Here is a 21537-nt window from a genome sequence, read left to right as displayed (position 1 = left end):
ACTAAATTAAAGCGTTTTAGACATTTCTATTATTTAAATCTTTAAAATTAAGAATTGGCTGCTCAAACAAAGTCAATGTTGTATAAAGTAAAAAGGCCAAAAATGAACTATGTAAAGAGGCTATTCTAGGCCAGATTATAGGAATTAAAAGGAATTTTTATATATCAAACAGCCTGATACTACCAGATACCCCTGTAAAGATCATAAAAGCAAGGGTCAGTCAAATTATATGGATGGCTACTAAAGTAGTAAAATCAGACATTTCTAACAATAAATAATTGAATAGTATAATTTTAAAAATTTAATTTAATAATTTCTCATTAGCAGTATCTAGCCTATACAGATTTATAATTCAACAATTATCAAAAGCATTTTGCTAGAAAGATTAACTATAATCAGTAGCCTATACTTCAACCTCTTCTGGTTTTTAAGATTAAGTTGCTATGCTTTGAAAATCTGTTTTATCAGGTGCTTTATAGCAATACAAGGGACTATCCCAATTGGAGTAGCCCCTTGTATTGCTAATTGATTCTACCAGCTATTCTACAACATACAGATAACTATATTAAGGCAGGCAGAAATGGTGAAAAAAGTTATTGATTTGGCAAATTTTTTATTTTATCAAGATAGGTTTAGATCGCAAGAAACTGCCTACCTCTACCTTTAAGTAGTATAAGCCTGCAGGCAAATCTCTAAGATGAAGCTCCTTTTCGTAAGGTCCCCGCTTTACATCATAGATCTGTTTAACTAAAATGCCAGCCGTATTATAAATTAGTATAGTAACCGCTCCATCCTCAACAGTATTTACCTGCACCTGGAGGTTTCCCGCTGAAGGATTCGGATAAGCGATCATTTCTTCACTTGCGGATATTCCTTGCGAAGCATTTGCTAAATTTTGTATCGTTTCCATCACACCATTCTTCATTTCTCCATTATAAAATAATACATTGTTACTTGCTAAAGAATAATTACCAGCAGCATCAACGGCTTTGACTGTAAACTCATACACATGTTTCCCAATCGGCCGATCGGCCAGGAAATTAGTACCTGTCACCAAAGCTGATGTTAATTTATCACCGTTTCTATAAACTTCATACCCGATCACTCCTATATTATCGGTAGATGCTTCCCAGCTTAATTCGACCTGGTGTTGAACAGCTTTTTTAAGAGTGAGCGCTGTTGGTGCTGAAGGAGCCTCTGTATCAGGCATCACTACCAAGGTTTGAGCTACCTGTGCCTCTGCATAGAAACCGTCGCCGGCCTGTGTTGCCGTAATTACAGCTGTACCAATGCCCCTAATAAAGATAAGGTTGTGTTCTACTGTTGCCACTGCTGTGTTAGAACTGCTGAATACAACCGGCAGGCCGGAACTTGCTGTGGCTGTAATGACAAACTCAGGGTTACCCAGCGTCTTCTCAGGTATGCTCTCGAAAGCTATGGTTTGTGCTTTTTTTACCACGGTTAACACACGCGCCACGGCTGCTGCTGGTGCATAGCTGTTATTACCGGCTTGGGAAGCAGTAATGGTTGTTGTACCTGCTCCATGCAACTGCACTATACTATTCACTACTGTTGCAACGGCAGGGTTTGAGCTCGAATACGAGACAGGGAGCCCGGAGGATGCAGTAGCTGAAAGACTGAAATAAGAGGCATCTATCTCTTTCTGCGGAATGTTATTGAAAGAAATGACCTGGTTCAGGAGTGGATTGCTTAATTCAACAACCTCCTCTGAAGTTAATGCCTTGCCATAGATCTTCAGCTCATCTATCAGCCCTTTGAAGGTCGGGTCAGATGCAAATTGAGACTTGCCAATGTAGTTCTGTGGCGTATTACCTAGCTGTGATGGCTTTATGGTAATATTGTTGTTACGACCGACTTCTGTACCATTGATATACAGAATGCCTACAGTGCCCGCCTGCGTTACGGCAAGATGTACCCACTCATTAGGAGCAAGTACAACAGAAGAATTAATGAGTTGTTCTGGTGCACTTCCGTTTCTAACTGCATACCGTACTGTATTATTTATTCCGTTACGAGGTGTCAGGTACATATAAGAGGTGGTATTGTTAGCGTTTGAGCCAAAATCGAATAAGCGGGCCCAATTAACATTTTCGGTAGGCTTAACCCAGGCGCTAATCGTAAAATCATTCAAAGAACTGGCCACACCTTGTGGCAACATAACATAAGATTCTGCTTGTCCGTTTAGCTCCAATGCATTTTTGAATTTCCCACTAACGAAGCTGGCACCTGAACTCAGAGTTGCCTCCAAATTGCTCCAGGAATCCGTAGCCGTTGTTCCGTTGGTTTCGTCGAATGTCCAGTAGCTAAATCTGCCGGTTTCCGGAGTGGCAGCAAACTCTGCACTATAACTACCTTCGCCTAGGGCATTTTCTGCGGATACCATGTAATAGTAGGTTGTTCCGTTGGCGGCAGTGGTATCTGTATACCGAGCTCCTGCTGTTGTAGCAATTTCTTCAAATCCATTGCCCGAGACAGTGGAGCGTATGATTCGGTAATGCGAAACATCGGGCAGTTCTGCCCATGTTAATGATACCCGCCCATCTCCGGCAATACCAAACAAACTTGTAACGGCACCCGGTATGGCAAAGGCAGTGGTGGTAGCCGAAGCTTTAGCTGAAGTGGCACCCTCTCCTACCATATTTGCCCCGTTTACAATATAAAAATAGGTTGTTTCTGGAGTTACAGCTACATCAGCATAACGCGGCATAGTCAAGTTCTGAACTATGACTTCGTAAGTCCCATTTTCACTTTCAGCACGTTTTACAGTATAACTACTTGCCCCATTTACTGCCTCCCAATTAAGGTTAACCTGCTTACTCCCAAAAGCCGCTGCTGTAAAGTTAGAGGGAGCAGCGGGAGCTGTGTTGATGTTAAACTCAAGCCTATCGAAATCAAACCCTTCGTTTACCACATACAGCTCTAACACATGCTGCCCTGCGGAAATAACAGGGATTTCAAAAACCACAGTATTCCAGGAATTATTGTTTGCAGTAGGAGTCAGTGCAATATCTCCCGACAAGTCATTGCCGTTTAGTTTGAGCTTAAGCACGCCACTGGAATTGGTGGCAGGTGTCGCGTAGCGCATGCTCACCCGGTAGCTGGCCTCCTGCTGCACATCAACAGTGTATTTCAGCCATTCGCCGGTGGCTAACCTGGTAACAGCAAAATTATAAGGAGTGTCTGCCACTCGTATATCCACATCGTCGTGGCGGTAAGCTGCATTTCCGGCATTTCCTATGGTACGGTCGAAGTAACCGACTTGATTGCCACCATCGTTATAAAATTCAGCCTCTACAATACCCGGAAGCGTTAGCTGCATCCCCCTTAACACCAGTTCACTTACAGCACCAGTACCATGTTCGTTGGTGGCACTTACCTGTATGGTATGGTTCCCGGCTGGAATTGTTCCGGAAATCAAGTTTGTGCTGCTGCTAAAGGTGAGGCCAGCCGGAAGCCCTGTAACGGTGTAGCTAGAGGGATTATTCGTAGCCTTTAGTTTGTAAATTACCTGGTTCGCCACATTAAAATTTGCAGCTAATGGACTGGTAATAGCTGGTAAGGGCAATGGTGCATCTGCATAAGTATACTTTTCCAAAACGGCCATCTGCGGACGGTCCGTCAGGTCATTATTCGGGTGTACAGACAGTTTATAGGTTCCCCATCTGGAACCAGCTGCCCAGTAAGTTCCGTTTAGGTGATTCTCTTTCATGTACTGCATGGTTCTGTCCAGTATGGGCAGCCATCGCGGATCATCGTCCGGTACACCGTACTCACCTATAAAGCCACGCAGGTTGTATTGCTGCAGCCATTCCACAAAAGGTTTGAGCCTGTTTACACCTGTTTCGAGCGTAGCACCTTCATTATCGAAATTTCTAACATAGGTACCGGAGGCATCATTGTCAAAATAAACATGGGCTTCATAAATAAGGTTGTCTGAAGGGTCTACTAGGCTTCTTAGGTTATCGCTTTCTGTTTTCCACCTGGCAGCCGAACTGTAGCTTTCCCCTCCTACCATAATAGGTGTATGTGTATCTATGGTCCTGATGCCATCAATCATGCCTTGTGCAATATTTACCCATGGTGTGTGCTGTGTCATACCATAGGGTTCGTTCATAAGGCCATAGGCATAAATGTTTCCGAAATCTTTAAACTCCTGTGCCAGTTTAACCCAAATATCGGTTGCGTCGGCAATAGAGACGCCAGGATTACCGATGACCGTGTTTACGCCGTTCACCGTTCTCCTGCCATAGTTATGCAAATCGAGTAAGACCCATATTCCACGCTTTCTGGCTGCCCAAACTATGTTTCTCAGATCGTTCAAATTCCTAGAATCGAGTGGCCCGTTTAGCTCAGGCTGCATGCGCTCCCATTTGAAGGATATACGCATAAGGTTCTGCCCTTTTTCCTTAAAATAGTCTAGCTCTTCAGCATGGGGATACTGATAATCTTCATTGGCAAACCCAGCTCCTGCCAAATTTACACCGAAAGGAGCCGGCAACATATTTGGCATGGGGGCAGGGGCAGCTGGTGCTTTCAGAATTTTAACATAGTCTATACTCACAATAGTATTGTGCGAATTGGAAGGAACGGGCATGGGAATCTGAAACCGAATCCCATCAATTTTCCCACTCCAACGGCTGTCATGAGACAGGTCGATTGTGTATTCCTTAAAATCAGTGTCTTGCACTGATACTAGAAAATCGTACCGGGTCTGGACGCCGTCTTTTACCCAATAAAAGCGGCACCTCCTGCTACTCGTGCCATTTTTAAGCCTGATTACTACCTGCTTCGACTCCTCAGGATTGATAGTTACACCAGCAGGAACTTTATACTCGAAGTTCGGGTAGCCCACATTAGTTGCAGCAGTCAGGTTCAGGATACCGTTCGTGGTGTTGGGGCTGTTGTAGTTTATAATTTCCCAACCTTCTACCTTTTTGTTGACGACAGGAGCATTAAACTCCCACACGTGAGTAGCCTCCGCCTGTTGTGCCTGTGCCCCATAGCAAAGGCACATAAATAAAATCAAACATGTGAAAATTTGCTTCATAATGAATCGGTTTAAATGAACATAAGATGAGGATAAATGAAATTCTATTGGGAACCGGTGCACATGGCACTGCAAAAGCAGCTCTATGCTAGAACTGTAAACACTTTGCTTACTACCGGAAAAGACAAGTACAATCTGAAAATTGTAGGGAGCATAAGAGCCGTAGCTTTTGATGGTACTAAGAGGAAAAAACCATTCTAAGCTTATCTAACATCTAACTAACGTAAGTTTTTTACGGTTCAAAAAACTCTTCCTCCCAATGGATCAGAGACATTATGTAGGATTAAATAGAACACAAGAACATTATTTATTGTAGCACACTGCAGCATCTGTTTCCATTTCGTCAGGAAGGAGTTTCAATAGTTATTGTTACACCCCTAAGTTTATTTTCGCCCAATTCATCTCTGGAAGGCAATTTTCATTAGAATAATTTAACTGGCAAGGACGAATTTAAAGCCACTACTTTTGAAAGGCTTAGTAGAGGCAGGCTATACTAGCAAGAACCCTGCATCCCACACCTTACACCCTATGTTATGGGGAATAAAAATAGCTCTTGGAGGCCGTTTTGATTAGAATAATTTGACTTGCCCTGCAAATGAGGTTTTTTAGCGTTATTAAGGTTGATTGCTCTTATATAATAGCTATGTTAGATCATTGATTTTCTTTTACTCTCCCGCTGCTGCTTTATAAAACCCGACTTCGGCAAGCTGAACCGGAAGCTTCGATTGCAGTACTGTTATTCTCAGTTTTGAAGTTGTAACCAGCGGAAGCCGCAACAAACGTTTGTGCCCGATGGTAGTAAAACGGCTCAATTCTTTCCAGGATTTGCCATCCCAGTATTCGAGCAGGGCCGATTCATTTTTTTGCCCCTCTGCAATATTTTCCTGCAGTGCTACTCTATCAAATGTTATGGACTTTTTAAAATCGAGCACATAAGGCTGCTCTTGTTGCAAGGTTATAAAAGTTTGCAACTGTTTATCTAAGAGGGCCTTTTTTACTTTTCCTTCAGCCAGATTTACTTTAAAAGTTTCATCTAAAATGGCCCTAAAATCCCGCAAACTGTGCTTGTCTTTTTCGGAGAATAACCCTTGTTTGTTGGGCGGGATGTTGAGCAGGAGCAAGCTGTTTCGCCCTACCGACTGGTAATACAGGTCCACTAGTTCTTTCCCCGATTTTACCTTATTGTCTTCCTCTTCATGGTAGAACCAGCCCGGGCGAATAGACACATCCGTTTCAGCTGGAATCCATAGTTTGCCGTTGGGGTCTCCCCTATTAAGGTATGTTGGCGACATTTTACCTGGCGCGTTTTCAGGTCTTACATCTATTGTAGACCAGCAGGTTTCGCCGGCGTTACCAGTTTCGTTTCCTACCCAACGTACATCGGGGCCAACATCGGAGAACATAACGGCATTTGGCTGTAGCTCCCGCACCAGTTGCCAGTAACCATCGAAGTCATATTCCATATCTTTTGCGTTCTCGCCTTTAGCTCCATCAAACCAAACTTCAGCCACTTCGCCATAGTTGGTGAGCAGTTCTTTGAGCTGGTTCTTGTAATAAGCATTATAAGCCGGTGTTCCATAAGATGGATGGTTGCGGTCCCAAGGCGACAGGTAAAATCCGAACCTCACTCCATACTCACGGCAAGCTTGTTCTATTTCTCTTACCATATCGCCTTGGCCATTTCGCCAGGGGCTGTTTTTTACAGAGTGCTCAGTATAGGCACTTGGCCATAGGCAGAAGCCGTCGTGGTGCTTGGCCGTGATAATGGCCATCTTAAAGCCGGTTTCTTTCAGCGTTCTAACCATGTCTCGCGCATCAAAACTGACTGGGTTAAAAATAGCAGGACTCTCCGTGCCATCGCCCCATTCTTTCCCCGTAAAAGTGTTCACCGTAAAATGAATGAAGGCAGTTGTTTCCAGTTGCTGCCATTCCAGTTGCCGTGCCGTTGGTTTTGGCAACTCCTGTGCAAAGGAGGCATAAGAAGCCGAGGCCAGCAGCATGGCCGCTAGGAGGTTTTGTTTCATTATATGTAAGTAAAACTAGGTGTGATAATTTGCCTTCAGGCACTCTTCCTATTTAAAATTTTCCACTTTAAACACCCACGCATGTTCACCAGGCGCATTTCCGGGGTTAATGGCAGGAGGCGTTATCGTCAGCTTATTTTTTGAGACTTTAAAACTAACCTTTGCTGGGGATCCCAACAGGCTTACTTTATCGGTTTTGCTGATGTTGATGTTCAGTGGTGCCTGTGGCCATTTGGTGCAGATCACATACAGATCGTTTCCTTTCTGAGTGTAAAACACTCCGGTCTCCTGCATATTGTTAGGCCTGTTGCCCCATGCGCTGGTTCCATAAATCGCTTCTCCATTTATTTTCAGCCAGCTCCCTATATCCAGCAGCCTTTGCTCCATTATAACAGGAATGAGCCCGTTTGCCTGAGGACCAACATTGAGCAGCAGGTTGCCTCCGTTACTTACTTTATTAATCAGTAGGTGAATAAGTTCTTTTGAAGAGGAATAATGCTCTAAGGTTTCGAATTGGTTAAAGCCGTAGGAAGTGCCAATGCCCCTACTCTCCTCCCAAGGATGTTCAATTCTGCTGGTATTCACTTCGTCGCCAATCAGGTCATACTCGGTGGTGTAATAGCCACCGTGCTTGCTGCGTGTTTCTTTGCCCCACCTGTCGTTTACCACCACAGAGCTTTTAACAGGCGACTCGTTGTACAGCCAGGCCAGGAATTCTTCGCTCCTGAGCTCGGCACTGGTAAAATCCCACTCACCGTCAGCAAAAATAACTTCGGGTTTGTATCGGGAAACCAAATCTTTCATTTGGGGAATCATGTGTTGCGTGGTCCACTGATCTATGGTGGCAGCCGAGTAAAGTGGATTATCCCACTCCAGAAGAGAATAATAGAGACCCATCCGTAAGCCTGCCTTACGCACCGAATTTGAAAGCTCGTTTATGAGATCACGCCTGGGCCCAGTCTCCACGCTGTTCCAGCCTGGGCTGAGTTTACTTGGCCAGAGGCAGTACCCATCGTGGTGTTTAGAAGTGAGCACCACGTAGCCGGCACCCGATTTTTTAAACATTTCGGCCCACTGATCCGGCTCGAAATACTCTGCTTTAAAAAGAGGCACAAAGTCTCTATAGGTAGATCCTTCCCCATAGAACTTCTTCTGGTAATTAGTAAAATGCGGATTACCTTCTAGTAACCTGTTCATGTAGTGCTCAGCATACTTCTCGTACACTCCCTCCACCTCGTTAACAGGGGCATAGGCAGGCACAGAGTAAAGGCCCCAATGCACAAAAATGCCAAACTTGGCATCGGACCACCACTGCGGCACTGGCCGCTGATCCAAAGAACTCCATTTTGGCTGGTACTTCTGGGCCATCAACTTTTCGCTGGAAAAAGAAAAAACCAGAAAGAGAAGCATAGCTTTACAGATAACACTATTAATCATAAAGTAGAGGTTATACAAATTGTAAAAAAAGACCAATTTTTAGAAATCGTTCAGACGGTTATTACTTTATTGCTTTGCGATGTACCAAAAGTAAACACCTAATCCCTCTTTAGTTTCAACACCAAAATACCTCCTGAAGGACATTTTTATTAGAATAATTGATGTCAGCTTCAGCCAGACCGTTTTGCTATTAATTAGAAAGGTGTATTACTATTTCCTCACCAAACCTCGATTCTTCTTCCCCTATTTCCATTTGGCAGCAACATCATCACTTTTACTGTTCACTAGCTGTAAAAACGCCACTTTCTTCCAAGCTCTCCCCACACTAAGAGCTATTTTTAATGAGGTGATTCTGGCAAGTAATGAATTAGCCTGTGTACTGATATAAAAGTAATTATCTAGCAGCCAATACTAAATCCAAATAGTTCCTAATTAGACATTTCTATCAACACTTCTAATTACGATTACTATGTTATTTTTTAACATTACAAAAAGTAAGCAAAGGCTACCAGCGTTAACAAAAAAGTGAAAAATATTTAATTAGGCCATTTAGTCTTGCCTCTCAGCCGCATTAGCTGCTCAAAAGGACCATTACTAGCCATTTCACCTTCTTAAAAATAAGATAGATTTAAGACATTTCAAAGGAGCTAATAAATGTAAATGATTATAACTATCATTCATTAGCGATATATTTAATTTCACTTCCTGATTCAATGGTAGAGAACTGAACATTTATACAAGGACCTATGTCCTGGGAGGCATTTCGGCAATTGGATGTAACATAACAGATTCTACAAAGAGCGGGACGCAATGATCAGCACCAGCCCCAGTACATATAACAGCAGCATGGAATTGAGCAGCTTTGCGGTTTTTTGAGGGGCGGCTTTAAACTCTTTCCAGATATAAATTCCCCAGAGGGCTGCTACTATAGTTGCGCCTTGTCCAAGGCCATAAGCTATTGCAGGACCTGCTTTGCCAGCAGCTATAATATTAAAAGACATACCTAGGCACCAGATGGCTCCACCCAATATACCCATAAAATGGCTGCGGCCACTGCCCTTGAAATACGCAGAAAATAAAACCGGAGCACCAACAAAGGGCTTTTTCATTAATATAGTGTTCACGATTAGGTTGCTCAGCAAAATGCCACCCGAAAAAATAACTACCGCAGTGTAGGGCGTTAGATAACCTGCTTCGGGACGTGTAAAATCTTTGGCCATGGAGCCAGCTACAAAGCCATAGAATAACCCCATTAAACAACCGCTTATTACAGCAAGGAGTAAACCTTTTGTAGGAACTTTCTGTATGGTACGCGATAAGCGCTTGTAAGCTGCTGCGTTTAAAAGAATAGCCACTGCTACCAGACCTACCCCGCTAAAAAGAACTACAGCATTACCAATAGGGTTACTTGCATAATTATCAAACACACCTAAAATCAGAGCAATGCCAATGCCCACCGGAAAAGCGACCGACATACCTGCAATAGCAATGGCTGCCACCAACAGAATATTGGCTATATTGAACACAGCACCACCTATCATGGCAGCCCGTAAGTTAGCCGCATCTGCCTGAGCAATATCATCTAAAAAGCCCCTCCCGTGCTCCCCAAAGCTACCCATAGTAAAGGCCAGCAAAACGGCAACAAGCACAATTCCGATAACATAGTCCCAGTAAAACAATTCAAAACGCCATGTTTTATCCGCTAACTTTTGAGTATTCGCCCAGGAGCCCCAGCAAATCATAGTAATAATGCAGAAGGCAACAGCCAGTCCGTAACTATCCAGCGTGAACATAATTATAAATTTAAAATTTTGGGTATTTAAATCACTCTATCCAGCAGGAAGCATTAGTATGATTACAAACGGGACACACTTTACTACCTGCCATACCTTTTGGCATGGTCAATAGCTGTTACTCACAACTAATCGTCTTTTGCTCTGAAATTAACTATGCCCGCACATGTAGGCCAATAGAAAGGGGGCTTTATATTTTGTGTTGAGCATTCTGCTGTAACAAATTTTAGCTAAATGCTTTATCCTGCCTTTCTACTTTATCAGACTTTTAGTTTGCTTCTTTCTACTAAGTGTTGGTGCAGACGGGGGCACAATATCAACTTCTTTGCGATAAGGCAAAGAAGCTTGCGCACCCATTCGGGTTACGGAAATGGAGGCCACTTTGCAGGCAAATGAAACAGCCTCCTCAAGAGATTGATTTTCTGACAGCGCCACCGCCAGCGCCCCGTTAAAACAGTTGCCAGCCGCCGTGGTGTCAATGGCCTCTACTATCGGAGCCGGAGTCAGGGACTCTCCGCCTTCAGTTAGCAGATAGGCTCCTCGGTCACCTAATGTTACGATCACATTTGGTACCCCTTGCGATTGTAACTTTCTGGCTGCTTTCCTAATCGATTCCATATCGGTAATTCTGATGCCTGTTAGTAGTTCAGCATCCATTTCATTCGGAGTAATCAGGTATAGTTTTGAAAAAAGGTCGGGAGAGAGTACCTGGAACGGCGCAGGGTTAAGCAGCACCCGCAAACCTTTTCTGTAGCTCTCCCTAATAACATATTCTACTGTATTTAAAGGAATTTCAAGCTGCAGAAGTAGGATGGTACCAGCCTCTGCCTCATCCAGGGCCACTTCTATGTCCGAAGGTTTAAGTTGTGCATTAGATCCGGGTGCTACAGAGATACAGTAGTCGCCTTTACCATCCACATTAATCAGCGCCACACCAGAAGGGTTATCGGGGTCCATAGTCACGTAACGAGTCTCAATATTCTCTCGCTGGAACTGCTGCATGGCCTGTCGCCCAAAAATGTCGTTACCCAACTTGGCAATGAAGGTTACATGAGCGCCTAAACGGGCCGCCGCTACAGCCTGGTTCGCTCCTTTGCCGCCTGGATTCATAAAGAAATTCCCCCCCAGTACAGTTTCGCCAGGAAGCGGAAACTTAGGAGCTTTAATAACCATGTCGATGTTGGAGCTGCCAACTACCAATATTTTTCCTCGCATACGATTTGCTAAAAAGAATTTGTATTAAAATAAAACCTTCTATTTCATTTAACCCTAATTCTGCAGGATCAGCCGGTCAGGGGAAAGGGACCATCTAACAGACTAACATTCGTTTGTAATATATAGAATTTTTAATCTTCCTATTAACATTTATTTGAGATCACGCATTTAATTATTAGTAGCTTAAGAAGTGATCTTTTTTAAACCATCCTCAGCCTTGAACGGCATACCATACTAAAACTGGAATTACTTTCTGTGCTTCTACCAGTTACGCCACCTGCTTAACTAAAACTGCTTTTTCAATGTTGTGGTGGCTGTGTCAGCAAACTATCCAGTACAGCCTCTACATACCTGTCATTAAACTCTCCATTCAGTGGCTTTTTTAGCAGGTAAGCCTGATTCTTCTCCTGGTCAAATTTCCATTCAAAAGTCATGTCGCGTTGCAGGTCCATGTATCCGGCAGTTTGAATATCCCAATAGTTCCTGAGGCCGCGCACGGCATACAGCACTGAAACCAGGTCTGCTACATGACGGTTTTTGGCCACTCCGCCAAAGTATAACTCATAGGCTCTGCGAACAGGATTATCTGCTGGTGTTCCAGAAAGGCTTTCTCCGATAGCAAGCCCGCTTGGCACAGAACAAACCTCGCGCCCGGCAAAAACCAGTTCTCCCGGCCAATTATGAATAGCATTATACGCTGCGGCTGCATCGAACTGGAAATTCACGTTACTTAACTTCAGGTCGTCTTTGGCCGGAAATCCAATAAAGTTGCCCCCCATACACACCCATGTTTTAACCTTGCGCTTTACTAATTCCAAACCACTTAAGCGTTCTGCAGTAGCAGGTAGTTGCAGCAATCTGCTGATGTTGGTCAGGTAACCAACTGTTACAATTACCACAGATTGATCTTCCTGGCCCTCCAGCACTGTCCGGTAAAGCTCTACTGCGTCTGGGGCAGTTTCATTATTCTCAAAATCATGCGAAAATTCCTTGGCTATACCTTTCGTGTAGGCGGAATGACGATATACCCCCTCCCCTTTCATAATGCCGATTGGTATATCAGGCCGTCTGTAATAGGTGTTGATGGCATCTACTGTAGGAGCGGCGTAAGGATCTTTCGTACTCACCATCATGGCCAGAATTTCACACTCCCCCCTGTCAGCAAGGGCATGCAATACAGCCAAAGCACCCGCATCATCGCAATCGGTATGCATATCCGTATCAAGTATTATTTTAACAGGATGCACAACGGCCTGTGCAACAGGCTTATCTTTCTGCTTGTTTGGCTGTACCAAGCTACAGCCAGAAAGCAAACTACTTAAGACTGAAACACTAATCAGCAACAGCTTATAACCCTCTGGAAGCCTGCTTTTTCTACTTATCATGTAAGATTCTAGAATTTCAATATTTAATTTTCTTTCACCCCCTGCACCTGTTAGTATTTATTGGTGCATCGTGCCCTGCTCTGCGATTAGCAATTACTATACTTCCAGGTGAACGAACGTTTGTAAATATATTTATTTAATTAGTTTCAATTGCATCAATTAATTTATAATTTAGACATTTCTAGGATCACACATTGCTTCATTTGCGAGGCATCTTCCACTAAAAAATACTTCCTATTCCATATTTCTATGGCTAATTTAGACAACCTAGCAACGTTAATCAGAACACTTTCTAAATCGGAGAAGCGCTATTTTAAATGGAGTTACCCTTGGGAGCCCGGCGACAAAGTGTATGGTGACCTGTATGATATGCTGGAGAAAGGCCAGATTCCGATTCAGGAAATTAAAACGAAGCTAAAAAAGATATACCCGGATGCTTTGCTGGAGCCTGCATCCAAGCACTTGTATAAAATGCTTATGCGCAGCCTCCGCAACTACGAAGCAGATAAATCGGTAGAAAACAAGCTGATCACCTTGCTAGGTGATGTACGAATTCTGTTTAGCAAGGGAATTTTTGAATTATGTTTTTCAGAAATAGAAAAGGCCAAAACACTTGCTTATCGTCACGAGAAATTTGGCTATTTCCTCCTGTTTGCCCGCCTGGAACTCCAGTACCTCACCAACCTGGAATTTCCGGATACCGACGAAACTGCTTTGCTCCAAAAGCAGGACAAAATAAATGACTTACTCTATCATGAGTTATTTATTAACCGGCATGCCTCCCTTTATGAACTGCTAACTTACCGCTATTACAAGCAGGGCAATGTACGTAGCGACAAAGAAACAGCACGCCTGAATGATTTACTGCTGGATGAGTCGCAGGTTAATGCAACTAATAAGTACAGTTCGTTTGAATCGGATAAGCTGCATCTTCATTTCCAATCTACTTATTTTTTAATGACGGGAAGCCCGGAAATGAGTCTTCAGATATCCAAAGAACTAAATAAACTGTTTCAGGAAAATTCTGGCCTCTGGTCCGATTCGCCGGTTTATTATATTTATTTACTACATGGCATCCTGACTAACTTATACTTTATGAAGCAGTATGCTGATATACCATACTTCTTAAACGAACTGGAGCAGCTAAAGCCAACTGCGAATAGCTTACTTCTCCTGAAACAGCACCTGGTCTATTTTCATCAGATCGGTTTGAGTAGCGCCCAGGGGAAACACAAGGAGGCAGTTGCGGCGGCACGGGAATATGAGGAAAATTTTCTTGCAAAAAAAATCCTTATACCTCCCAACACACAGGCTGCTATGTACTTCAGGTTAGCGGTTGTTTACTTTGGTGTAAAAGAGTATTCCAAGTCCTTGCACCTGGTAAATGAGGTGCTGAACACCTCCGGCTCCTTTATCTCGTCGCAGTTATATGTTTTGGGCCGGTTGCTGCACCTGCTTATTCACATGGAACTGCACAACGAAGATTATCTTCATTACGAGATAAAATCGGTGGAACGTAAGCTGAAAAAGAATAAGAAACTATTTACGCTGGAAAAGATAACACTACAGTTCCTCAAAAAATGGCTGAACATGCAGGATCGAACCAAAGCCTTGCAATACTATGCCAATGCATTGGCCGAGCTCGAAGAAAACGATTACGAAAACCAGTTACTTCATCAGTTTCCCTTCCGACGCTGGGTGCAGGGGCACTTGCAGAAGACACCTTTTCTAGAAGTTAAAATATGATAATTAAGTTAAGCTTAAACCTTTGTATCAGAAATTACATGTGTGCTTGGTTATGCCTAGATTCCTGACACGATTTTAAGAAGTGTAAAGTGTGATATGAGCCAATGGAATTATTCAAATACAAACACCCTTCCGGAGCTATTTTAGTAAATCCAGTCTTAAGACATGTCATACGGGACACTTTCTGGCGAAGAACCCTCTTCTGTACCTTTTATAATTCCTGAGACAAAATTTATCCTAGCTCTAGAAATTATTCTTATGTAAATGCCCTTCCAGAGCAAAAAAGGCACAAATAAGCTTTAGGTTAATCACTATATCTTACCTTTAATTAGTATGACAAATAGCCTGTTCATAATTTAAACGCTTGTAAAAAATTCACAGTATACTGGACACACCTTTCCGCAGCGGCAGTAAAAAGTTTTAACTGGTATACCAGGTCAAGAAGTACTTTAATATTGGACTGCTAGCTTACTTGATAAAGAAGACCCAGGTTATAAAATCTTCTGAAAACTGAATAAACCGATGCTCAGTATAGGCAGGAACAAAAAGAAAATCACCTTTTTTAAAACTTGTAACCTCGTCCAGTAGTTGGAACTTACCTTCTCCTGAAATAATGAGATAGAATTCATCCCGATCATGAGGCTTCTGGTTATCGGACAGATGTGGCTTGTATATTTCCACAGATAGCGAATTCTTTTCGAAAAGGGTAATAAATTCGGCACCAGAGTTACACAACTCATTTAAAACAGCCTCTTCCTCTATCTTGTTGATCGATTTCATATTGTTAGTTGCTTAGTTAAAGATCTTCTGTTTAATGCCGCCTGCCTTGCTCTTGGTTGAACTTCCGCTCCTTGTATCTGGAGGAGTTTTTACGAGGAATGAACAGGCCTTTCCCATGCTGCTGCTTTCTTATTCAAATTGCCAGAATAGGTTCTCGTCCGGCAGCTGATCCATCGCTTTTCCACCAAGCATTTTACCATTGTCAAAATGCTTCATTAGACTTGGTTGTTAACTGGATGTTGTTTTATATTGATTACTGTATAATGATTAACTGTAGTGCTTGCCCTTTGTCTGTTTTTGCTCATTTTGGCTTCGAAAGGCGGTTTTCATTAGAATAATTGAAAACTGAACCGCTACTATTTGTTTTAGCGCATTAAAATAAATTATGCATAGGGAGTCATTAAGCCAATAGGCAGGAAGCCGTATTCTCATTACCCTTGTTTACGGCTACCTTTCCAATGGCCTGAGAATCCTACTATTAATTTCAAGCCCATTAAAACCAACAAAATACAAGGCGGCTTAGGAAGATCTGATAAGCTAAACATAATTAAAACAAAAACAGCAAAAAGAAAGATGCTTAGCTGCCGCTTATAACTAACTTCGCGAACTCTGATCACGAGGCTGGAAAGGACTAGGATTAGAAAAGCCAGGAGAATAATCTGCGACTTCACAGACCAGTATATACAAAGCAGTAGGCCTGCCTGCAACAAATGAAGCCAGATAAAGGTGTACGGAGAAAGATCGGATTTTTTATAAAATTCAATTGTTCCGCTGGTGAAGTTACTAACCGCGCCGCCACCGATATCCAAAGAAAGGACCACAAGAAGCACTACCTGCCAGGCAGGCATAGAAGCTGACAAAACCACATTAACTACCGCTACCAATACCGCCATAAAATAGGTTAACAATAGATCAATTAAATATGCTTTCCTGCCATGAAGCTTCCAAAGCGGCTTGGGAATAGAAATGATGCGGCTTATCTTGTCCATGCTGTCCTTCTTTTTTTCTTAACCTTATTTTCCTCCTGAAACATCAATAAAAGTTCCGGTCGAATAAGAAGATTTGTCTGAAGCCAGCCAAAGAATAGCCTCGGCCACTTCTCTGGCTAACCCACCCCTTTGCATAGGAATACTGTCTTTAATGCGCTCAATGCGGCCTGCCTCGCCCCCAGCGGCGTGGATATCAGTATGGATAAAGGCGGGCCGGACTCCGTTTACCCGTATCCCCTCTGCGGCTACCTCTTTGGCCAATCCGATGGTGAGAGTGTCTATGGCTCCTTTGGATGCCGCATAATCAACGTATTCGTTAGGAGCGCCCGTTTTAGCAGCTAAAGAGGAAACATTAACAATGGTACCGCCTGGGCCGCCATTTTTATAAGACATCCTTTTTACAGCCTCCCGTGCGCAAAGAAACTGTCCGAATATATTCGCAGCAAAGATTCGTAGTAATCGCGCAGCATCCATGTTTTCCAGCCGCATTTGCTGCTCCAAGATCCCTGCATTGTTTACCAAAGAGCTTAAATTTCCAAATAAGCTGTCTGTTTCTGAAAATAACCTTAAGACTTGTTCCTCTTTCGAGATATCAGCCTGAATAGCCACCGCCTTACCGCCATTGGCTGTTATCTCTGCCACTACTTTGTCTGCAGCAGCTTTATTTCTGCAATAGTTAAGAGCTACGGCAAATCCATTTTCAGCAGCCAGCCTTGCCGTAGCTGCACCTATTCCACGGCTTGCGCCAGTTATGAGCATGGTCTTCATGTTCTTTTTAGAATTGTCAAACAAGTTCATAATTTAATTCAGCTTTCAGCTTTGTTAGCTCCCCTAGCAGCATCGTTTCTTTAACAGCAGCTTCTTTCTTTAAACTGCGGGCGATTTTTACAACTTCAAAGTTCAAGGTTTCTATTTCTGTCCTTCGTTTAGTTCGTATGTCTTGTAAGGTGGAAATGAATTGGCCGTCGGAAGACCGGCTTATCTGTAAAAGGCTTTCTTCGACTTCGCCTCGCCCTAAAAATACATTCTTTTCCTTGGCAACGGCTATACATTCTGCTATGACACGCTTTGCTATTTCCAACGCCTTCCTGTCCCGGTGGAATATCCCATTGTCCGTATCCAGCAGCGGGCAAACAGAATTAAACACACAGTTGATAATCGCCTTTTTCCAGATGATGCGTTGTATATGACTTTCCTTCTTAAACTGAAAATCGGGCGTGTGCAGTGTTCTAATGATAACACTCAGCATACTGTTGTTACCCTTTATAATTCCAATTGGACAAGCCGATACTGGTTTAAAAATAATCCTAGCTGCATTAACAGGCTGGCTGGTAACAAACAGAACTGCGCGGTAAACTTCAGGAAAATCCTCCTTTAAAAAAGGCTGCTCTACGCCTAATCCGTTCTGAAGGAGCACGATTGGCGAATTACCAATTTTTTCTTTCAAAGCTTTTGCCAGATGCCCGTTTCCATAAGATTTGCTTGTAAGTACAATAATGCCTTCCAATTTCTGATAAGCAGCCAGAGTACTTATCTTAATAGTTACCTCCTTATTGGCACCACCTGGTATTGTGACCTGTAAATGCTCCATTTTACTGCTGCCATCGTTCACGCTCCCCCTGATCAGGGTTACCTTCCTATCAGCTAGCTTCAGGAACACCGCTAGCGCTTTCCCAATGGCGCCAGATCCGATAATATATATGTTTTCGAGGCTGGTTGTCATCTTTTAAATCAATAGAGCTTTTTGACCTAAAGTACTGAAGGCACGGCCATTCATCTAATACAATTTTGATCTGCTGGTAAATCCGCACACATAACGTACGCTTTGCCAGCAGATCAAAATTGTGTAAAAGTAAATTATGATAGCAGATGCAGTTTTGTTAATTTAAGGTATAGCAGTTTTTTTATGAAGGATAAGACTGAAACCCATATTGAATTTCTATACCTGCGCATTTCCGGTGTAATTGAGCACCAAATCCTGACAAATATATTGCGTTATGGAGATAAATTGCCTTCACTGCGCACCATCTGCAGGGAGTATGGCGTTAGTCAAAACACAGCTTTAAAAGCCTATTACCATCTGGAAAGCAAACTGTTAATTGAGACAAGGCCCCAGTCCGGCTATTATGTACGGTATTCCTCCCACCGGATCCCTGCCATTCCAAAAGTTACCAATCCGGCTGCTACTGCAAAAACAGGCGACAGCGATCAACTGATCAGCATAGTTTACAATAGCCTAGGTGAGGACGGATGTTTGCCACTTTCGCTGGGGACGCCTGCCAACGAGCTTCTACCTATCGCAAAACTGAATAAAGGCCTTCTGCTTGCTGCCCGTGAGCTCAAAGGCAGCGGCGTAGCCTATGATAAGGTGGAAGGCAATGTAAGACTGCGCCGGCAGATAGCTCGCTGGTCGTTTGCGATGGAATATCAGTTTAGCCATGAAGACCTTATTACGACTAATGGGTGCCTTAATGCCCTTTCCTATTGCATGATGGCATTAACAGAGAAGGGCGACACGGTAGCTATGGAAAGTCCAGTATCTTTTGGTATGCTTCAGCTTGCGCAGGTGCTTGGCCTGAAAGTACTGGAATTACCTACACACCCGCAAACCGGAGTAGACTTAAATGCATTGGAAGATGCACTTCGGAAGGAGAAATTAAAGCTGTGCCTGTTCATCAGCAATTTCAGTAACCCGCTGGGAAGCTGTATGCCCGATGCACATAAAAAAGAAGCCGTGCGTTTAATAGAAAAATATAACATCCCGCTGATAGAGAATGACCTGAATGCCGATGTTTACTTTGGTAAACATCGGCCAAAATCCTGTAAAACCTACGATGAATGTGGCCTGGTTTTGTGGTGCGGATCTGTTTCGAAAACGCTGGCTCCTGGTTACCGAGTTGGCTGGGTAGCACCCGGGAAATTTAAAGAAAGGATTCTCCGGATGAAGTTATACCATGCCATCTCCTCCACAGCCGTTACTCAAGAAGTGATTGCCAGCTTCCTGGAGACGGGTAGGTATGAAAGCCATTTGAGAAAGCTCCGGCAAACGCTGCACTTCAACTACCTGAAATATGCCCAAACCATTGCCGACTACTTCCCGGAAGGAACTAAGGCTAGCAGGCCGCAGGGAGGATTTGTACTGTGGGTAGAGCTCCCGCGTCACATCAATACCATTCAATTATATGAAAAGGCTCTAAAGCAAAAGATAAGCTTTGCACCAGGCAGAATATTTACTTTACAAAACCAGTTCGATAATTGTATGCGCTTAAATTATGGGCTGGTGTGGAATGAAAAACTCGAGTGCAGTTTACAATTGTTAGGCAACCTGGCCAAAGCGGAACGAGGTCAGCAATATCCTTAAAAGTAATAAATGAAACCTATTGCCAACTCTTAGGCGAATCGGAATATAAGATTGTTCTATTCAGAAGGCTGAAACATTTACTTCTGGGTTCTGGCTGCGCCTTATTAAAAAATTAACTATTGCCTCTTTTAATCTTATTTAACTGTTAATTCTTCGGTGAGGATTAGCCCGACCGCCACCATTCACCTTTTCAGCAAATTAAAAACACCAACTGTTCAGCTACTTCAATTTTCAATACTGGTAAAAAGAGAGTACCATTCATCTACACATAGCCAGTAAATTCGCACCGAAAAATTGATCAGTTCTGCACTATGCTTAAAGCTGCCTATGCTACTTCAACCAACAGGGGCATGAAAACTTTCTAAAATAATGATTAGCCTTTAAATACTTTCAAAACAAATAGAGCCATACCTTCCTAAAAGGTATGGCTCTATGGTATAAGCTATTTTACTGTTAAGCTACAGCTCTGATAAGTGAGCACATCTACTTCATCAGCATGTTATTACTCATTTATTTTTAACCAAACGAACAGGAATGTGCGGTGGGTTAAAGCCTGTAATGTATGGGCCGAAAGAGGCAAAGGTATCGCTGGGCAACTGGATAATTTTAAAAGCCACCGGGCTCTCATCCGCATCCAAAGTAGCCGTCCAGAGCAGGCAATTAGTGCCTTCCCCATGTGGGTTCCCATTAGTTACCTGTAAGTTGCCTGGCACTGCGTTAAAACCTGATTTGTTATTGGCATAGCCATCTTGTTTGAGCCAACCAGTAGTAGCCATTAATTGCCCCAGCAGCTTTTTCGACTGCAAATCATCTCCATCTGTTGTATCCCATACCTCGTCAAAGGCTATACCCTGAGATTCTAATAACTTGATATAATCCTGTTTAGTCGGAATTCGCCAGCCAGAAGGAATTGGTATGTCCTTGAGATCGGCATATTTAAAGTAGGTGCCATACTGGGGTTTGGAAGAATCCTTTATGCCACCGTTACCCGCATAATTTACAGACATCCACTCCAGGTTTCCAATTATGACTGTAGGATAGTACTGGCTACCGATTTGCACATAAGTGCCTGTTGTCGGAGGCGTTGAATATGGATTTGACGAGCCACCTCCCGGTGTGCCTGTACCTCCTCCCACTTTCCTGTACTTTACTGTTATCTGCATATCGCCATCCAGCAGCTTTGCATTCAGGTAATTATTGGACGAAGTAAAAGTGGTTGCTTCCGGATTAATTAGTACGGTGGTGTAAACTTCAATATCTTTTCTCAGTATATCCGATTCTCGATAGCCGGTATATTTATTGCTAAAAACCCTCATTTTGCCTGATTGTGCGTGAAAGGTGATTGAAGCAGGATTCGTTTTGTATTCTAAGGTCCCAGTAAGCTTATAGAAACGTTGCTTTACCTCATCACCTACATTAAAAATTTCAGTTGTGTACTCAATAGCCTGCTTACCGTCTTTAGTAAATACCATTGTTCTGAACTCACGGAACCCTTGCTCGCCCTGAAAAGTGCCTTCCTCCCAGTTAGTAGTTAAGGGACCATCGTTGTGGTCGGCATACCAAGTTCCTACAAATTCATCCGGAATTGCTGTAAAGGGGGTATCGATAATTTGATCATTCCCATCTTTAGGCGGGTTATCGTCATCTTCACAACTGCAGATAGAGAAAGAAAGGAGTGTGATGAGCACTAGGTTTGGCATTAAAAATCTGGATCTTTTCATTTTTCTAATAGTTTTATT

14 protein-coding genes are annotated in these 21537 nt (G+C 43.0%); 3 read left to right on the top strand and 11 right to left on the bottom strand.

Annotation, left to right across the window (positions count from 1 at the left end; translation table 11 throughout):
* Positions 1 to 613: 613 nt before the first annotated feature.
* On the bottom strand, positions 614 to 5068 hold the full coding sequence (locus ACMA1I_RS17645; protein ID WP_337069748.1) for a cellulase family glycosylhydrolase: 4455 nt from the start codon (positions 5066 to 5068) through the stop codon (positions 614 to 616).
* A gap of 36 nt (positions 5069 to 5104) precedes the next feature.
* Here ACMA1I_RS17645 and ACMA1I_RS17640 point away from each other — a divergent pair, with 36 nt between their 5' ends.
* Positions 5105 to 5269: a hypothetical protein gene (locus tag ACMA1I_RS17640; RefSeq protein ID WP_337069747.1), complete on the top strand. Its 165-nt coding sequence runs from the start codon at positions 5105 to 5107 to the stop codon at positions 5267 to 5269.
* A gap of 464 nt (positions 5270 to 5733) precedes the next feature.
* On the opposite strand, the gene ACMA1I_RS17635 is transcribed toward ACMA1I_RS17640, so the two are convergent.
* From ACMA1I_RS17635 to ACMA1I_RS17615, 5 genes are all read right to left on the bottom strand, one after another.
* Positions 5734 to 7092, bottom strand: a complete 1359-nt coding sequence (locus ACMA1I_RS17635; protein ID WP_337069746.1) for an alpha-L-fucosidase — start codon at positions 7090 to 7092, stop codon at positions 5734 to 5736.
* A 48-nt stretch (positions 7093 to 7140) separates the two neighbouring features.
* Complete coding sequence (locus ACMA1I_RS17630; RefSeq protein WP_337069745.1) at positions 7141 to 8529, bottom strand: alpha-L-fucosidase; 1389 nt, start codon at positions 8527 to 8529, stop codon at positions 7141 to 7143.
* Positions 8530 to 9320: 791 nt separating this feature from the next.
* Positions 9321 to 10322: a multidrug DMT transporter permease gene (locus ACMA1I_RS17625; protein ID WP_337069744.1), complete on the bottom strand. Its 1002-nt coding sequence runs from the start codon at positions 10320 to 10322 to the stop codon at positions 9321 to 9323.
* A 252-nt stretch (positions 10323 to 10574) separates the two neighbouring features.
* Entirely contained in the window at positions 10575 to 11537 is a 963-nt protein-coding gene (gene rbsK, locus ACMA1I_RS17620) for a ribokinase (protein ID WP_337069743.1), read from the bottom strand.
* 299 nt (positions 11538 to 11836) lie between these two features.
* Complete coding sequence (locus tag ACMA1I_RS17615) at positions 11837 to 12922, bottom strand: nucleoside hydrolase (protein WP_337069742.1); 1086 nt, start codon at positions 12920 to 12922, stop codon at positions 11837 to 11839.
* Positions 12923 to 13171: 249 nt separating this feature from the next.
* Between ACMA1I_RS17615 and ACMA1I_RS17610 the strand changes: the two genes are divergently transcribed.
* Entirely contained in the window at positions 13172 to 14668 is a 1497-nt protein-coding gene (locus ACMA1I_RS17610) for a hypothetical protein (RefSeq protein ID WP_337069741.1), read from the top strand.
* A gap of 468 nt (positions 14669 to 15136) precedes the next feature.
* Here ACMA1I_RS17610 and ACMA1I_RS17605 read toward each other — a convergent pair whose 3' ends face one another.
* The 4 genes from ACMA1I_RS17605 to ACMA1I_RS17590 form a co-directional block, all read right to left on the bottom strand.
* Positions 15137 to 15448 carry a cupin domain-containing protein gene (locus ACMA1I_RS17605; protein ID WP_337069740.1) on the bottom strand — a complete coding sequence of 104 codons (312 nt, stop codon included), beginning with the start codon at positions 15446 to 15448 and terminating at the stop codon, positions 15137 to 15139.
* A 431-nt stretch (positions 15449 to 15879) separates the two neighbouring features.
* The gene (locus ACMA1I_RS17600; protein ID WP_337069739.1) at positions 15880 to 16437 is read right to left on the bottom strand and encodes a hypothetical protein; all 558 of its coding nucleotides are present in this window, start codon (positions 16435 to 16437) and stop codon (positions 15880 to 15882) included.
* A 24-nt stretch (positions 16438 to 16461) separates the two neighbouring features.
* Positions 16462 to 17205, bottom strand: a complete 744-nt coding sequence (locus ACMA1I_RS17595) for an SDR family oxidoreductase (protein ID WP_414703936.1) — start codon at positions 17203 to 17205, stop codon at positions 16462 to 16464.
* 16 nt (positions 17206 to 17221) lie between these two features.
* Positions 17222 to 18160: a 2-dehydropantoate 2-reductase gene (locus ACMA1I_RS17590; RefSeq protein ID WP_337069737.1), complete on the bottom strand. Its 939-nt coding sequence runs from the start codon at positions 18158 to 18160 to the stop codon at positions 17222 to 17224.
* A 183-nt stretch (positions 18161 to 18343) separates the two neighbouring features.
* Between ACMA1I_RS17590 and ACMA1I_RS17585 the strand changes: the two genes are divergently transcribed.
* Positions 18344 to 19798 carry a PLP-dependent aminotransferase family protein gene (locus ACMA1I_RS17585; RefSeq protein ID WP_337069736.1) on the top strand — a complete coding sequence of 485 codons (1455 nt, stop codon included), beginning with the start codon at positions 18344 to 18346 and terminating at the stop codon, positions 19796 to 19798.
* A gap of 506 nt (positions 19799 to 20304) precedes the next feature.
* Here ACMA1I_RS17585 and ACMA1I_RS17580 read toward each other — a convergent pair.
* The gene (locus ACMA1I_RS17580) at positions 20305 to 21519 is read right to left on the bottom strand and encodes an FISUMP domain-containing protein (protein ID WP_337069735.1); all 1215 of its coding nucleotides are present in this window, start codon (positions 21517 to 21519) and stop codon (positions 20305 to 20307) included.
* Positions 21520 to 21537 lie beyond the last annotated feature (18 nt).

It is taken from the genome of Pontibacter sp. 13R65, from assembly GCF_047525655.1.
In the GTDB taxonomy this organism is placed as follows: domain Bacteria; phylum Bacteroidota; class Bacteroidia; order Cytophagales; family Hymenobacteraceae; genus Pontibacter.
The sequence above is the reverse complement of the archived record's forward strand: the minus strand, read 5'-3'. Positions and strand labels throughout refer to the sequence as shown.

What these genes read in the sequence shown, in the direction of transcription:
- ACMA1I_RS17595 (WP_414703936.1), bottom strand. Translation starts at nt 17,205, where the DNA reads ATGAAGACCATGCTCATAACTGGCGCAAGCCGTGGAATAGGTGCAGCT.
- ACMA1I_RS17615 (WP_337069742.1), bottom strand. Translation starts at nt 12,922, where the DNA reads ATGATAAGTAGAAAAAGCAGGCTTCCAGAGGGTTATAAGCTGTTGCTG.
- ACMA1I_RS17640 (WP_337069747.1), top strand. Translation starts at nt 5,105, where the DNA reads ATGAAATTCTATTGGGAACCGGTGCACATGGCACTGCAAAAGCAGCTC.
- ACMA1I_RS17600 (WP_337069739.1), bottom strand. Translation starts at nt 16,437, where the DNA reads ATGGACAAGATAAGCCGCATCATTTCTATTCCCAAGCCGCTTTGGAAG.
- ACMA1I_RS17610 (WP_337069741.1), top strand. Translation starts at nt 13,172, where the DNA reads ATGGCTAATTTAGACAACCTAGCAACGTTAATCAGAACACTTTCTAAA.
- ACMA1I_RS17605 (WP_337069740.1), bottom strand. Translation starts at nt 15,448, where the DNA reads ATGAAATCGATCAACAAGATAGAGGAAGAGGCTGTTTTAAATGAGTTG.
- ACMA1I_RS17645 (WP_337069748.1), bottom strand. Translation starts at nt 5,068, where the DNA reads ATGAAGCAAATTTTCACATGTTTGATTTTATTTATGTGCCTTTGCTAT.
- ACMA1I_RS17585 (WP_337069736.1), top strand. Translation starts at nt 18,344, where the DNA reads ATGAAGGATAAGACTGAAACCCATATTGAATTTCTATACCTGCGCATT.
- ACMA1I_RS17580 (WP_337069735.1), bottom strand. Translation starts at nt 21,519, where the DNA reads ATGAAAAGATCCAGATTTTTAATGCCAAACCTAGTGCTCATCACACTC.
- ACMA1I_RS17635 (WP_337069746.1), bottom strand. Translation starts at nt 7,092, where the DNA reads ATGAAACAAAACCTCCTAGCGGCCATGCTGCTGGCCTCGGCTTCTTAT.
- ACMA1I_RS17630 (WP_337069745.1), bottom strand. Translation starts at nt 8,529, where the DNA reads ATGATTAATAGTGTTATCTGTAAAGCTATGCTTCTCTTTCTGGTTTTT.
- ACMA1I_RS17590 (WP_337069737.1), bottom strand. Translation starts at nt 18,160, where the DNA reads ATGACAACCAGCCTCGAAAACATATATATTATCGGATCTGGCGCCATT.
- ACMA1I_RS17625 (WP_337069744.1), bottom strand. Translation starts at nt 10,322, where the DNA reads ATGTTCACGCTGGATAGTTACGGACTGGCTGTTGCCTTCTGCATTATT.
- rbsK (WP_337069743.1), bottom strand. Translation starts at nt 11,537, where the DNA reads ATGCGAGGAAAAATATTGGTAGTTGGCAGCTCCAACATCGACATGGTT.